The organism is Dorea acetigenes (assembly GCF_025567385.1).
In the GTDB taxonomy this organism is placed as follows: domain Bacteria; phylum Bacillota; class Clostridia; order Lachnospirales; family Lachnospiraceae; genus Claveliimonas; species Claveliimonas acetigenes.
This window is the reverse complement of sequence record NZ_JAOQJU010000013.1, coordinates 53,605-69,506: the sequence shown is the minus strand read 5'-3', so window position 1 is coordinate 69,506 and position 15,902 is coordinate 53,605. Positions and strand designations below refer to the sequence as shown.

Here is a 15,902-nt window from a genome sequence, read left to right as displayed (position 1 = left end):
CAGCTATGAAGAAGATAAAAATGACATTGAGCAAAAAAGTTGTGTTAATTTACATTAGTTGTATTTTCCTGCCGGTTTTATTGCTTGCAGTTTTTTTGCATATAAAGATTGATACGGTTTTCCAGGAACGAACCAGAGATAATCTACAGAATTCTGTTGAGAAGGCGACCGGGAATATTGAAAAAACACTGGAAGGGGCGGAAAATATTGCCGTGTCGGCGAGTATCGACGAGACATTGGTTGAGATTCTGCAAAAGGACTACGGAAGCTATGATGAGTTTTACCAGAGCTACAACAGTTCCATTACCAGTTTCTTGGAGGAAATCATGACAGCGGCTCAGGGAATGAGTGAGATACGGGTATATACGGAAAACCCGACTGTGTATAATTCTTCCGTATACCGGCGCCTGGATGAGTATCCCCAGATGGCCGTATGGCTGGAAGAACTGGAGGCAGAAGAAGGAAATGTGGAAATTGTATCCTGGGTGCGGTATAAGGATGATATTGAAGCCAGTGGTATCAGACAGCCGTCAATTGCCGTCCTTTATCAGATTCCGGTTTATAATCCGGAGTATAAGTATAAGATGGCAATCCAGATCTTCCTGTCTATGGAGCAGATTTATTATTGGCTGCAGGATACGGATACCGGCGTTCAATACTATCTGATCAATCCGCAGAATCAGGTGGTGGCGTCCACGGATCAGGAATATGAGCCTTATGATATGGTAAATTTCACACAGGCAGACCGGATTGCAGAGGGTGAGGATATTGTTACCTGCACATCCGGGCTGACAGGGACGCTGGAAGGCTGGTCCGTGCTTGGTGTTGTCGCTGCAGATGCGGCAGCGGAAGAGGTGTCCAGGATTACACTGCAGACAGGCGGCTTGATTATTTTAATTATTTTATGCTCGGCTTTCATTATGGTTCTTCTGATTCGTCCATATACAAGCCGTTTACGGATTCTGGCTAACCGCATGGAAATATTCGATGAGACAGACTTCTCACCGATTCGGACGAAGCAGTATAACGATGAGGTGGAAATTGCGATTCAGAGCTTTAACCGGATGATGAACCAGATTAATGAGCTGATTAATGAGGTTTATGCGCTTAATATGCAGAAAAAGGAATTGGAACTGGAGGGAATGCGGGCGAGGCTGAATGTTCTGATTAGTCAGGTGAATCCTCATTTCTTATTTAACACACTGAATGCAATCCTTGCGATTAGTGAAAGAAATCATTATGACGAGGTGTCGTGGACCATTGAGCACCTTGCGATTATGATGCGTAAGCTCTTGGACTGGAGTGACGATCAGGTTACGGTGCGGGAGGAGATAGAATTTATCCGAATGTATCTGGATATTGAAAAACTGCGTTTTTCCAGTCGGTTTGATTTCTCAATTACAGTTGATCCGGAAGCGGAGGAATTCAGAATTCCCAAGATGAGCGTACAGCCGCTGGTAGAGAATGCCTGCAAGCATGGTATTCATAAGATGAACGGATACGGTCAGGTGAAAGTAAGTGTAAAGAAGGAAGAGGATTCTGTGGTGATCCGGGTGGTAAATACCGGATCGAGTCTTACGCAAGAACAGATGCAGGCGCTGCGGCAGTCTGTTTTCCAGAAAAAAAGCGAGAAAGGGAAAGGCGTAGGGCTTCAGAATGTATATAACAGGGTGTTCCTTTATTATAAAGATAAGGCAGAAATGATTATGGAGGTCCATGATGGAGAAGCTTGCTTCGGATTTAAAATATATTTGGGGGGGGGTAGAAGAGAATGATTCAGATTATATTGGTAGATGATGAACCGCTGGCATTGGAATATCTGAAAAGTCTGATAGAGAAAAGGGAAGATTATCGTGTAATTGGCGCATATACGGACGCGTTGCAGGCGATGAAGGAGTCCGTTAATTTAAAACCGGATATTATTATTACGGATATCTGCATGGATGGCATTGACGGACTGGAAATGGCAGAACAGATGCGGGAAGTATGGGGAAGGGAATTTATTTTTATCATTGTAAGCGGCTATGGAAAATTCCAATATGCGAAGAGGGCATTGGAGCTTGGCATTCGGGATTATCTGTTGAAACCGGTTACAAAGAAGGAACTTTTTGAATCCCTGGATAATATAAAAGAAGAGATAGAGGGAAAAAAGTACAGGGATGAAATCCTGGAAGAAGTGGCACAGACGCAGAAACCGCCGTCGGTTAAAATGACAGGAGATCTCGAAAGACTGGCGGAAGAAATTCTCGGTTTTCATGTGGAAAATGTAGATGTTCTGCTTGGAAAACTGTTGGCAGATGATATGGGGGAAAATGAACAAACCGGAATATGGGAAGATCTGCTGATGCTTTTATTCCGTCTGCTGGATGAAAGACTGGGCCATAGAAACGGAGAATTGCAGGTGTTTTGGCAGCGGACAAGAGAGGAAAGCGGTCTGAACAAAGAAAGTGTGGGCAAATGTGTTCACCGGAGTATTCTTAAGATTATGGAAGAAAAGGGAGCCGGCAGTGAATATCCTGTGGAATATATGAGGCTTTTTATCAGGGAAAACTACAGGCAGGATATTTCTGTACAGGAATTTGCAGAAAAATTTTATATGAATAAAGCGTATCTCGGACAGAAGTTTAAGAAAGCGACCGGCGTAAGTGTGAATGATTATCTGCAGAGAATCAGAATTGAAGAAGCGGTTCGCCTTGCGGATAGGACGGAATTGTCATGGCAGGAAATCGCTGTGCGCGTCGGCTATGTAAATTATATTACCTTTTTAAAGTATTTCGTGAAACAGAGGGGAAGTCTTCCTTCTGATTATCGGAAATAGTAAAATTGTTTATTTTTTTGAGTGATAACTATATCTTGTATAATTACAGAGGGCGAAGCTTCGGATAAACTAGAGATAAGATGGATGAAGCTTCGCAAAAAGGAGGGACATATGAGAGACGGATACCTGCCGCTGGTCTGCAAGGCTGCCGTTATCAGTATTGTGTTATTGCTGACAGGCTGCGGCGGAAATTACAGTGAAACCGAATTTCATCCTTCTGGGGAAATTTCAGAAAAATTAGAAGAGGGTACCCGAGTACTCTATGATTATGATGCAGAAGATAAGAGCCAGACGCTGTATTTTGGTTCTTGTGGGGGAGGCCGCCTGTTCTGGCAGGAGGAAGGTCATAACAGTGACAATTGTTTTCGGGTTGGTGAAAGGAAAGACGAGAGAGACGGCGTATTTCTGATGCTGGAGGATCAGGATGTTATTGGAAAATGGCTGTACGTATCTTTCTGGACTCGCCATAAAGCAGAAGAAGAGATTGCCATTGGCTGTACGCTCCAGATACAGAGACCGGATTCGGACATCGTTGAGTGGCCGGAAAGTGTCTGGACAGAACCGGTACCCTCCGGCAGATGGGTATATGTGGAGGGAAAGATTCCGGTATACGCAGACGCTTCATCGCCGCAGCTTAATTTTGAGGCGGATGGGACCGAAGACTTTATGCTGGACAATATCCGGGTGACAGTGGACGACGGCAGTACTGCAAAAATCGGATACAGAGAGAACGATTCGGATGTGGAACCGTTTTCAGATATTTTTCTGGATTTCGAAGATGGAGAAACTTATTTCTCGAACCGGGGAAATGGAACCGGAACGATTACGGCGGATGCTTACAGCGGCGAGAAAGCGCTGGCGGTGGATGGACGCACGGAGAGCTGGCATGGGGTAGAGAAGGATTTCTATGGAGTACAGATAGAGGGAAAAACCATAGAGGTAAGCTGTCGGTTGAAAAATAATTCAGACAGCCCCGCAGCCTTTGCGATTACACTGGCAGAGGAAAAATTGTCCGGAGAGGTTGTTTTTGGCGCAGTGGCACAGACGGAAGAAGTAGCGGCGGGAGAATGGGTTGAGATGAAGGGAAGCCTTCCGGTGAGTGTGGATACCGTGCGGCCCGTACTGTATTTTGAGTCCAGGGATGCATCAGCGTCTTTTATTCTGGATGATGTTTCGATAAAGGTTTCAGAAAAGGAGGATGAGTCATGAGAACAGCCGGATATCAGAAATGGCAGAAAAAGCTTGCCCGGATCCTTTTTGTGGCGATTCTTCTGGGAACGGCGGAAGTGCCGGTTATGCCTGCCACAGCGCAGACGAAAGCGATTACGGTGGACTTTGAAGATGGAGACGGCGGTTTTACCGGCCGCGGAGCGGCGGTGGCGGTTGTGACAGATGAGAACGCCTGGTCAGGAAATTATTTGTCGGTAAGCGGAGGCACAGAAAGCTGGAACGGAGCGCAGAAGGATCTGTCGGACCTGGTTTCCGGAAATGATGTATTGAAGGTTTCCGCTTATGTCAGGAATAATGAGGCCTATGAGATTACCTCTCATATGACGCTTCAGGAGGAAAAGACAGACGGGACAACCGCTTATAGTTGGATACAAGGGGATGTGGTAATAGCTCCGGGAGAATGGAAACAACTGTCGGGCACAATTACGGTGGCTTCGAATACACGGATTCCGGTTCTTTATTTTGAAACGAAGGAAGTGGGAGTTTCTTTTAGTATTGACCAGGTGGAAATCACGATAGAGACGGAGGAAAAAGTAGAGGAACCGGAAGTTGATATCGGGGAGCCCGGTGGAAGAACAATTGATTTTGAAGATGGGCAGATTTATTTTGATAAGATGGGTAATCCGGAACTTCAGATTACCCGGAGCGAAGGATATCAGGGAAGCGCGGGACTTCTCGTAAGTAATCGCTCAGAGAGCTATGAAGGACCGTTAAAAGATGTGTCTGCGTTTTTAGAAAAGGGAGAGACGCTTTCCGGAACTTCCGTTTCTGCAGCGGCGTTGGTTAAGAATCTGTCAGAAAAGCAGCGCCGCGCTGCGATTACGCTGCGGCTGACAAAAGAGGATGGAACGCAGGAATACCAGACGCTTGCGTGGGTGGAAGCGGAAGCGGGAAGCTGGGTCAGTCTTTCCTGTGAGAATGGATATACGATTGGACAGGGAGTCGCATCCGCGGCAGTTTATATAGAAGTGGAAGGAACGGATCCTTTTATTGTAGATTGTGTGAGCCTGGCAGCCGGGAAGGCAGCAAATCCGGTTCAGCCGCTGGATCCGGTTACCCCATCAGATCCGGTTACTCCGTTTGAAAATCTTCTGATTGATTTTGAAGATGGGAACCCTTGGTTTACGGACAGAGGTGATGCAAAGGGAGAAGTTGTGCCGGATGCTTTCCGGGGAGAGAAAGCACTTGCCGTAACCGGAAGGACACAGAATTGGCACGGAGTGGAGAAAGATCTTTCGCAGGCATCGCTGGAAGGAAAAGGACTTCGGTCATCCTTCTGGGTTAAGAACACCTCTTCCCGTATAGCAGATATTTATCTGACACTGCAGGAGACGGATGCAGAAGGAAATGTGAGTTATACAAGGATTGCGGGCGGAGAAACCCTTCCCGGTAATTGGATTTCCCTGGAAGGCGGTGTGAATATACAGCCGCAGACCGTTTGCCCGATGATTTACTTTGAAAGTTCTGATTCTTCTGCGTCTTTTGTAATTGATGACGTGAATCTGCAGACGACGCAGTGGATTGAGGAATCAGAAGCGCCGGACGGCAGCAATACAGACGGCGGCGCATCCGCGGCGGCGGAACAGAAGAGAAGCAGTGTAGCGCCTTTCTCTGTTCTGACGATTGATTTTGAAGATGGCAGCCCGTTTTTTGATAACCGTGGTGAGGGGAAAGCTGCAATTTCCAGCCAGGCACACGGCGGCAGTAAAGCACTTTCCGTAAGCGGAAGAACATTGAGCTGGCATGGAGTAGAGAGGGACTTTACCGACGCCGGTCTGCAGGGAAAATACTTGCATGTTTCCTTCTGGACAAAACATGAGAAGAGCGAACCGCAGGAGATTCGGTTTTGCATACAGGAAGAGGATGCGGCTGGCGAGATTTCCTATCACTGGATTGCGGCGGGTTCCGATATAAAGAAAGGCGAATGGACCCAGGTTACAGGAGAATATTTGGTGAGGGAAAAGACCGGAAAAATTGTCCTTTATTTTGAAGCGACGGATCCGGAGCTTGCCTTTTTAATCGATGATGTGGAATTAAAGTCGGATATGCAGCCTGCCGCGCAGCCTGATAAAGAAAAGAAAGAATCAGGACCGGTTTGGATCAAGAATCTGGGTCAGACTTACATTGAGACGGTAAAGAAGATTCCATGGAAGCAGGTGTCTGTCTGTGCATTAACAATTGGAATCCTTTCTGTGGGAGGGATTGGTATACAAAAAAAGCGTAAAAAGGAGATTAGAAAATTTGAAGATAAGAATATTTAAGAGATGCGCGGCGGTGCTGATGGCGGTGACGCTGACTGTCCCGGCAGCCGCGGGACTTATAGATTTCCCGGTTTATGCATCGGAAGAGCAGGGGGGAATAAAATTTCAGGATGTAACAGAAGACGACTGGTATTATGAGGTTGTGAATTACGTGAGTTCGCAGGGAATTATGACCGGTATGACACAGACGATGTTTGAACCGGCAACGGAACTGAAAAGAGCACATGTTGCAACCATCATTTACAGAATGGAAAATACCCCGGATGTGGTATATAAGGAAAAATTCTCGGATGTGCCGCAGGGAGAGTTCTATTCGGAAGCTGTTATATGGGCGAATGAAAACAAGATTATCACCGGATATACGGATACAGGGCTTTTTGAGCCGGGGAAAAATATTTCCCGTGAAGAGCTGGCCGTGATACTCTACCGCTATGCAAAGAGTAAAGAGATGGATGTTTCCGGCCGGGCAGAACTGTCAGATTTCCCGGATGAAGGAAAGGTAAGCGGTTATGCAAAGGATGCGATGGCGTGGGCGGCAGCAAGCCGGATTATTACAGGAGACCGGGGACGGCTGAATCCGCAGGGAACGGCAAACCGCGCTGAGTGCGCGGCAATGATTCAGCGATTCTGTAAACTCCTGGAAGTAAGCGTAACGATGCCGGAGGAAGGAGAACGGAATTTCTACGAACAATATAAAGAAACCGGAATTCTTTACCGGATGCGGGAGCTATACGCTGACAATTTTTCCATAGGAGTGGCGCTTGAGCCGAGAACGCTTAACGGCGAAAAGGAAAGAACGCTGATTCAGGAACAGTTTTCTTACATGACTTGTGAAAATGCTATGAAGCCCGCAGCTCTTTTGAACCATCAGAAGACTGTGGCGAGAGGGGAAGAAGAATACCCTGTTATAGAAGTGACAGAAGCAATTCCGCTTCTTGAGTTTGCAGAAGAAAACGGGATGAAACTTCGGGGCCATACGCTGGTCTGGTATAAGCAGACGCCGAAATGGCTTTTTACAGAAGGATTCAGCGACGCACCGGACGCGCCTTTGGTATCCAGGGATGTCATGCTTAAGCGAATGGAAAACTATATCTGTCAGGTAATGACATATTTTAACAGCAATTATCCGGGGCTTATCACCTGCTGGGATGTGGTAAATGAAGCTATCGATGCCAATTCGCCGGAAGAAGGACAGATGCTTGCGGAAGGAAACTACTGGTATCAGATTATCGGAGCGGACTATGTGGAAAAGGCTTTTTCCTATGCAAGAAAGTATGCGGATCCACAGCAGAAGCTCTTCTACAATGACTTTAATTGCTACGAAAAGGATGCGGCAATCTGTGAGATGGCAGGAAAATTGCAGGAAGAAGGTTTGATAGACGGAATTGGAATGCAAAGCCACATTCTTCTGGAATATCCATCGGTGCAGAATTATGAAAACACTATTCGGAAATTTGCGCAGATGGGACTGGAAATTCAGATTACCGAGCTGGACATTCAACAGACGGATAATTCTGTGGAAGGGCAGCAGAAATTGTCGGCACGTTATAAAGAGATTTTCCGTACATTAAAGCAGCTTGACGACGAAGGGATTGTCAATATAACGAATGTTACTTTCTGGGGATTGAACGACAGCCGTACCTGGCTGAATAACGGCGGAGAAACCCATTATCCATTATTGTTTGATGAAGAACTGAATCCAAAACCGGCATTTTTTGGCTCAATTCTGGACGATAGTATATAAAAATAAGTATCATATAGAAAGCCATGGAAGTTTTATGAATTATAGATTTTCATGGTTTTTTTGTCTGGTTTTTTAGGGAGAAACATAAAAAGTGTTGCTATAATAGAATTAATTATTGTAAAGGAGGAGAAGAAGGTATGAAGAAGAAACTACTTGCATTGCTATTGGCAGCGGCGACTGTTTTTAGTGCGGTTCCATCTTATGTAAGGGCAGAAGAGCCGGAAACATATGATATTGTTGCTCATTACGATATGTCACATAGTGATACAAAGCTGCTGGATCAATCCGGAAAGGGAAATGATGCTGTATTGCACAACATATCCTCATCCGATTTCAAAGAGGAGTTGGGAGATACCTTTCTGGAGCTGCCGGGAGGGAACGCGGGGGCTGACGGATCTTATATTGATCTTCCTCTGTCAATTAAGGACAGTCTTACAGATTACAAAGAGGGCTTTAGTGTGGAGATTGCCTTAATTCCACGGACGGCTCAGTATCAGTTCCTTTGGACCATCGGAACAGGGGATTCAACAGATTATCTGTTCTTTAATCCAAGGCTGGCATCCGGCAATATCAATGTTGCCATTAAGACACAGGGAGCGAACAATGCTGAAAATTCCATACCGGGTTCCGGTAATGTGATACTGGATACGAAGACATTCAGCGTGTTGACGGTAACATCAGAGGGACAGAGATTAAAATTGTATGTAAATGGCGAATTGAAAGGAACTTTGGATCACTCTCACGATCTGGATGAAGTGTTCAGAGGGAATGGAAATGTGTTAGGTTATATTGCAAAATCAAACTGGGGTGCTGACAGATATTGCGATGCCATCGTGACAGATTTTAAGATTTATAATCAGACATTAACAGACGCCCAGGTAAAAGCCATCTATGATGGAAGCAATTACGTCTATGCTTCTCAGTTAATTGAGGATGATATTGCAGCGGTGGATTTGGGGAATCTTTCTGCCGTGACAGAGGATATGACGCTTCCGGCAGCCGGTTCGGTCAATGGCTCTGTCATTACATGGAAGTCAGGAAACACGGACATTATAAGCGATGAAGGAAAGGTTACACCAGCGGATGAGACGACAAAAGTAGAGCTGACGGCGACATTTTCACTGTCAGGCGTTTCTGTTCATAAGACATATTCAGCATATGTTATAGGGAAGAATGATAAAGCAGATATTATTTTGGAGCAGTATCTGAATCTTTCTTATTATATAACTGCAGAGGATACACTTCCGCTCGAAATTCTCGGAACAGAGGTTTCGTGGACAAGCGACTGCGAAGATATTGACACAGAAACAGGAAAAATCACACCGTCAAAAGAAGGAATTACGGATGTAGGATTAACAGCATCTGTAACACTGGATGGTAAAAAGAAGGAAAAGAAATTTCAGGTAAAGCTTCTGGGAACCGACAGTGCTTATGTGTTATCTTATACAAGAGAAGCGGATGCATCCAAGGATGGAATGTATAACGATTATGTATCTGACAATATGCATCTCGGATACAGTGAAGATGGAGAGGATTATCGGGCGTTACTAAATAATACGGGTGTATTATTTGCCAAGGCCCAGGGAGAGACGACGAAGCTTTTGAAGGAACCTTATATTTTCCGTATGAAAGACGGAAGCTTCGGCGTGCTTGCAGTCCGGGTTACGCAGGGAGAGACGGCCGCGGACGAAGTGGGAACTCTTCTGTTCTTTACCTCGAAAGATCTGCTGTCTTACACGGAAGTGGGAATGATCTGGTTAGACGATACAGAGCGTATTTCTAATCCGGCCTGCGTCTATGATGCAGTGGAGGATAGTTACCGTATTACATGGACAGGTTTGGATTCCAGACTTAGCTATGCAAATGTGACAAAGGATTTCCAGACATTTACGGAAGCGGAAGTTTCTGCGCCGATACAGGCCGGTTCTGTAGAGACGGATATTCCGTATGCAATACCGGGCAATACGGTTGGAATTACGGAAGAGGAAGGAACACACCTGCTGAATAAACTGGATAAAGTGGTGAATACAACCGTGGAAAATCCTGCCGTTACAACAAAGGTTGGCGAGACGGTGGATTTGGCAGACATAAAGGTGACGGCTAATTATTCAGACGGTTCTTCGGCGGAAAAGATGGTTCTCTGGAATGAGGAAGAACTGGCTGCAGTAGATTTTGATACAGAAGGAACCTACACTGTTACCGGAAAGGTGAGACAGATTTCCGATCAGACTGATGAAAATGATCCGTTTATTGAAAGGCGTGCTGACCCGACGATCACAGAGTACAATGGAAAATATTATTTCATTGCAACGACAGAGGCGGCAGTAGACAATAATTATGGATTGTATATCCGTGAGGCTGATACCATTACCGGGCTGAACCAGGCAGAGGAGCATCTGGTATTTAATAAGGAGAAGGCTGCGGAGTATGGATACGATGCACCGACAAACCACTGGGCGCCGGAGCTTCACGTATTAGACGGTGAGCTTTATATGTTCTTCAGTGTAAATCTTGGAAGCGGTTTTAATGTACAGAGTATGCTGATGAAGCTTACCGGAGATGACCCGACGAATTATGACGACTGGGGTGATCTGCATCAGTTTCTGAATAAGGACGGCAATCCGCTTACAGAGCCTTACGGCGGTATTACACTGGACATGACTCATTTCAGCTATGGTGGAAGAGATTATGTGGCGTGGTCACAGCGTAATTTTGGAAAGAACGGCGGAACGGCTGATCTTTGGATTGGTGAAATTGACAGAAGCAAACCTTATCAGTTAATCAGCGATGCAGTGAAATTCGTGAACTGCGAGTACGGATGGGAGAGAAACCATACCTTTGTAACAGAAGGACCGAACACAATCTTCACTGACGATAAGCTGTATCTGACCTATTCCGGAGGCGCTACCGATGAAACCTACTGTGTAGGAGTGACCACCATCGACCTGAACGAAAACACAGACTTCCTTGATCCAAGTGCATGGACCAAGTGCAATTATCCGGTATTGACTGGCCTTTCTGTAGAAGGACTTTGCGGACCGGGTCACAACTCCTATGTAAAAGAAACGGACGGAACGCTGATTAATGTTTATCATGCGAAGAAAGGCATTTACGGTTCAAGAGATACCTTCCTCAGAATCGTCCACTTTGGCGCAGACGGCGCTCCGATCCTGGATATGACAGAGGAAAATGAAATTCTTCCTGAAAACAAGACAGTAACCATGACGGTGAAGGTAGAGAAGGCTGCGACGCCCGACCCGGATCCGCAGCCAACACCGGACCCGACGCCCGACCCGGATCCACAGCCAACGCCGAATCCGAAGCTTCCATATGTAGATGTGGCAGAAGGCGACTGGTTCTATAACGAAGTAGCTTACAACTACTATGAAGAGATTATGACAGGTATGGATCCGACGCATTTTGAACCATACACGATCCTGCCGCGCGCACAGTTTGCAACCATCCTTTACCGGATGAACGGTGAGCCGGGCGTAACATATACGGCGAAGTTCCCGGACGTGCCGGATAAAGAATTCTATTCTAATGCAGTTCTCTGGGCGGCTGAAGCGAAGGTTGTTACAGGCTATACGGACTCCGGTTATTTTGGAACGAACGATCCCATTACCCGGGAGCAGATGGCGGTAATGATGTACCGGTACGCAAATTACAAAGGGTACAGCACAGGCAATAAAGCAGATTTTGACAGCTTTACGGATGCTGATAAGGTAAATGCATTTGCAGAAGAGGCCATGGCATGGGCGGTAGGAAACGGAATCATTACAGGAAAGTATAATGGAACCGTTATCGATCCGCAGGGGAATGCGACCCGTGCAGAGTGTGCGATTATTCTGACAAGATTTTTAGATAAGATTGCGAAGTAAAGGAGTGAAGGTATGAAAAAAAGAAGAATCGGCTCCCTTCTGTTAGCGGCAGCGCTTGCCTTTTCCGGACTGTCTGTTCCGGCAAAGGCAGCAGAAGAGCAGAGCCAAAGCGACCTTGCGGTGCATTATGATATGACCCATGAAGGGGAGTATCTGAAAGACGTGTCCGGTAATAACCATGATGCGAAAATGTACAATATCGAAGATACGGATTTTCAAGATGTTTACGGAGATGCAGTTTTGAAGTTCCCGGGAACCAATGAGTCTTATGTGGCGCTTCCGGTTTCCATCAAGGAAGACCTGAATTATCAGGAAGCGTTTACAATTGAAATGACATTACGACCGGAAACTGCGCAGTTCCAGTTTTTGTGGACAATCGGAACGGGATTTCAGACGGATTATCTGTTTTTCAATCCGCGGCTTGCCAATGGAAGTATAAATGTGGCAATTAAGACGGATGCGGTGAATCAGGAAAATTCCATTCCGGGTGTAGGTGATGTTCAGTTAAATACGCATAAATATAGTCTGGTTACGGTAACTTCCGAGGGCAATACGCTGAAGCTTTATGTGAACGGAAATGCTATTGGAACTCTGAATCATGCGCATAATCTGGATGATATTTTCGGAGGAAATGAGGAGGGAGTCCTGGGCTACCTGGCAAAGTCTAACTGGAATGATCCGTATTGTGATGCGGAAGTTACAGATTTTAAAATCTATAATAAGACATTGACGGAAGAGGAAGTTAAGGAAAATTACACGGAAATGGAAGCGCTTCAGTCGCTTAAGGCGGACGCGGACAGCGTAAGCTTACCGGAGTATACGTTTGAGGATTTGGAACTTCCTTCCAAAGGAGCGAGGGGTTCTTCTGTTACATGGAAATCTTCTGCGCCGGAAGTGATTTCAGCAGACGGAAAGATTCAGGCGGGTATTTCGGGAACGACAGAAGTTACATTTACAGCGTCCTTTAAGGATAGTGCTTCCGGCATGGCGATTGATAAGAACTTTAAGGTACAGGTGATCGCTGATGGAGAACAGGGAAGGCTGGAGTATGTTGCAGAAAAATTTGACCTTGGAATTACTTATGTGACGGATGATATTACGCTGCCGGAGGAATTTGAAGGTCTGGCAATTTCCTGGGAAGGGAATGAACTGATTACAAATGAGGGAAAAGTAACCCGTCCTGACGAAGATACAGAGGTTGTGCTGAAAGCAGAATTCAGCTACGGCGGGGCGAAGGTTTCCAGAAACTTCCCGGTTACGGTTGCCGCAAAGCCGGCAGGCTATCTGGCTACCTATATTGCATTGTATGAATATAATATGGGATCAGAAGAAGCATTAAAGCCGACGAATTTTGATGAAAATAAAGAGACAAACTATACAAATAATGAACGTACAGATGTTATGCATTATGCTTTGTCAAAGGATGGGAAGGAGTATACGGCGCTGAATCACAGTAAAGCGGTATTATATCCGACTGGGTTATACAAGATGGGTTCCCCGTCCCTCTTCCGCAAACCAGATGGAACATATGGAGCTATTGCATCGGTAGATAATAATTCAACAGAAATTCTGGTTTATGATTCGGAAGATTTGATTTTCTTTGAGAATCAGAGAAAAGTTGAATTGAATACGCAGGGAATTATTGTAAAGAATCCTACCGTAAAATACGATAACGGAACAAAAGAATATGCGGTTTTCTGGGAAGGCGGAGACGGAAAGTCTTATAAGTCTGTGACAAAGGATTTTACATCCTTCTCAGTACCGGAAGCAGTACAGTATCAGAAAGAAACTGTCAGCGGAACACTGCCGAAATATGCGTCTGCTGCGGAATCTTCACAGTTTGAACTGACGGCACAGGAGTATGACCGTCTGGAAAAGAAATTCGGTGATATTTACAGTACGTCCGTGAATGGGCAGGTGAGCGTATCTGCAGACGGAACGGAGACGGAGGAAAGTTTCACATGGGATGGCAAAGAAAACGGCAGCATCAGCGTGAAACCGGGAAGTAAAATTACTCTGCCGGAACAGATTCAAGTTGCGTATAACGATGGGTCAGATGCGGATATGAACATTGCGTGGGATGATTCGGCTCTTGACCTGAGCAAAGAAGGCACCTATGAGATTACAGGAACCATCAGCAGTACCAGCTATGAGAGCCCTCTTGTAGAGTGCCGGGCAGACCCGCAGATTGTATATAATGAAAAGGATGGCATGTACTACTTCACCGGATCTTATATGAATGGTGATAATGAAGCCGGAAGAGGACACTACGACTCCATTATTCTCCGCAAGGCTTCTACGATTAACGGGCTGAAGGATGCCGAGGAAGTAAGAATCTGGTGGGGAGAGAGAGAAGACGGTATTGCCCCTGGAGCTTACTGGGCGCCGGAGCTTCACTATTTCGGCGGAAAATGGAGAATCATCTCTATGGCAGGCTGGGGCGCAGACCGGCAGGGAATCTTTACCTGCGAAGGCGATGATCTGATGGATCCGGATAACTGGGGATTTTCCGGGTATATTGATGTGACAGAAACAAACCATGAAACCCAGACCTCCAGAGTGAACAACTTTGATACCACATTTTTCGAGCTGAACGGAACCTGCTACTATGTAACTCCAAAGGGAGCTGATTGGAAGGGAGCGCTCTGGATTACCACTTTTGATCCGGATAATCCGACTGTACTCACGAGCGATCCGGTTATCATCTCACGAGGCGACATGGCGTTCGAGACGAATGTGCTACAGAACGGACAGAATATCCAGGAGGGCTCTGCTGTACTGTTCCATGATGACAAGATATTTATTGCATATGCATGTGCTACCGTGGATCAGTTCTATGCGACGAATGTCATCTATGCTGATATTGATGCAGATCTGATGGATCCGGACAGTTGGAGCAAATATCCATATCCGCTGCTTAGTACGGCAGATCTTACAACTACTGTAGAAGATCCGGATTATACAACGGGCAAAAAAGGTTCTTACAGCGGAACCTTCGGGCCGGGGCATAATTCCTTTACAGTAGATGAGAACGGCAATCCAGTAATTGTTTACCATGCAAGGGCATGGGGAGAGAGTTATGTGGACAGAGATGAAGACCGATATGGTCTGTTTGACGCAGGAAGACATGCTTACGCCAATTCCGTACATTTTGGGGCTGACGGGTTCCCGATCTTTAATATGACGGCAGAGCAGATACTGTCAGAAGAATTGAAGACGGTGACACTTACGGTTAAGGTAGAGAAGGCTGCGGAGCCTGATCCGGATCCGACGCCAGACCCGGATCCACAGCCAACCCCAGACCCGACGCCGGACCCGGATCCGAAGCTTCCATATGTAGATGTGGAAGAAGGCGACTGGTTCTATGATGGAGCATACTACAACTACTTTGCAGGTACTATGACGGGTACAGATACGACTCATTTCTCACCATATGAGATTCTGCCACGTGCGCAGTTTGCAACCATTCTTCACAGAATGGAAGGAAAACCGGATGCAGCGTATACGAACAGATTCCCGGATGTGCCGGATGGACAATTCTATTCAACGGCAGTTCTCTGGGCGGCAGAGGCGAAGGTGGTTACGGGTTACACAGATTCCGGCTATTTTGGAACGAACGATCCGATTACCCGTGAGCAGATGGTAGTTATGATGTACCGCTATGCGGATTATAAGAAATATGATATATCAAAGAGTACAGATATCAGCAGTTTTTCCGATGCAGGACAGGTAAGTGAATTTGCAGAAAAGGCTATGAAGTGGGCGGTAGAAAATGGAATCATTGAAGGGAAAAAGAATACAGATGGTTCTTACCGTCTTGACCCACAGGGCAGCACAAGCCGTGCAGAATGCGCAATTATTATCCAGAGATTTATGGAGAAGTTTGGCAAATGAAAATTACACCTTTTAAAGAAAAATCCACCTTTTTCTCTTGAGAGTAGAAGTATAATATAAGCGAGTAATTACGT

7 protein-coding genes are annotated in these 15,902 nt (G+C 45.9%); all 7 read left to right on the top strand.

Annotated features, from left to right (window positions below):
* Positions 1-5 precede the first annotated feature (5 nt).
* Positions 6-1,775: a sensor histidine kinase gene (locus OCV99_RS11160; protein ID WP_158370616.1), complete on the top strand. Its 1,770-nt coding sequence runs from the start codon at positions 6-8 to the stop codon at positions 1,773-1,775.
* Positions 1,772-2,818 (top strand): response regulator transcription factor, encoded by a 1,047-nt coding sequence (locus OCV99_RS11155; protein ID WP_158370614.1) that lies wholly within the window; start codon positions 1,772-1,774, stop codon positions 2,816-2,818. The genes OCV99_RS11160 and OCV99_RS11155 overlap by 4 nt, the downstream gene beginning before the upstream one ends.
* 111 nt (positions 2,819-2,929) lie before the next feature.
* The gene (locus OCV99_RS11150; protein WP_227193476.1) at positions 2,930-4,027 is read left to right on the top strand and encodes a carbohydrate binding domain-containing protein; all 1,098 of its coding nucleotides are present in this window, start codon (positions 2,930-2,932) and stop codon (positions 4,025-4,027) included.
* Complete coding sequence (locus tag OCV99_RS11145) at positions 4,024-6,309, top strand: carbohydrate binding domain-containing protein (RefSeq protein WP_158370610.1); 2,286 nt, start codon at positions 4,024-4,026, stop codon at positions 6,307-6,309. Before OCV99_RS11150 ends, OCV99_RS11145 begins: the two co-directional genes overlap by 4 nt.
* The gene (locus OCV99_RS11140) at positions 6,290-8,053 is read left to right on the top strand and encodes an endo-1,4-beta-xylanase (protein ID WP_158370608.1); all 1,764 of its coding nucleotides are present in this window, start codon (positions 6,290-6,292) and stop codon (positions 8,051-8,053) included. The genes OCV99_RS11145 and OCV99_RS11140 overlap by 20 nt, the downstream gene beginning before the upstream one ends.
* A gap of 137 nt (positions 8,054-8,190) precedes the next feature.
* Complete coding sequence (locus OCV99_RS11135; protein ID WP_158370606.1) at positions 8,191-11,934, top strand: family 43 glycosylhydrolase; 3,744 nt, start codon at positions 8,191-8,193, stop codon at positions 11,932-11,934.
* 12 nt (positions 11,935-11,946) lie between these two features.
* Positions 11,947-15,828, top strand: a complete 3,882-nt coding sequence (locus OCV99_RS11130; protein ID WP_158370604.1) for a family 43 glycosylhydrolase — start codon at positions 11,947-11,949, stop codon at positions 15,826-15,828.
* The last annotated feature ends 74 nt before the right edge of the window (positions 15,829-15,902 follow it).

Bases quoted from the DNA above. Each gene is read 5' to 3' on its own strand.
- OCV99_RS11160 (WP_158370616.1), top strand. From the start codon at position 6: ATGAAGAAGATAAAAATGACATTGAGCAAAAAAGTTGTGTTAATTTAC.
- OCV99_RS11155 (WP_158370614.1), top strand. From the start codon at position 1,772: ATGATTCAGATTATATTGGTAGATGATGAACCGCTGGCATTGGAATAT.
- OCV99_RS11150 (WP_227193476.1), top strand. From the start codon at position 2,930: ATGAGAGACGGATACCTGCCGCTGGTCTGCAAGGCTGCCGTTATCAGT.
- OCV99_RS11145 (WP_158370610.1), top strand. From the start codon at position 4,024: ATGAGAACAGCCGGATATCAGAAATGGCAGAAAAAGCTTGCCCGGATC.
- OCV99_RS11135 (WP_158370606.1), top strand. From the start codon at position 8,191: ATGAAGAAGAAACTACTTGCATTGCTATTGGCAGCGGCGACTGTTTTT.
- OCV99_RS11130 (WP_158370604.1), top strand. From the start codon at position 11,947: ATGAAAAAAAGAAGAATCGGCTCCCTTCTGTTAGCGGCAGCGCTTGCC.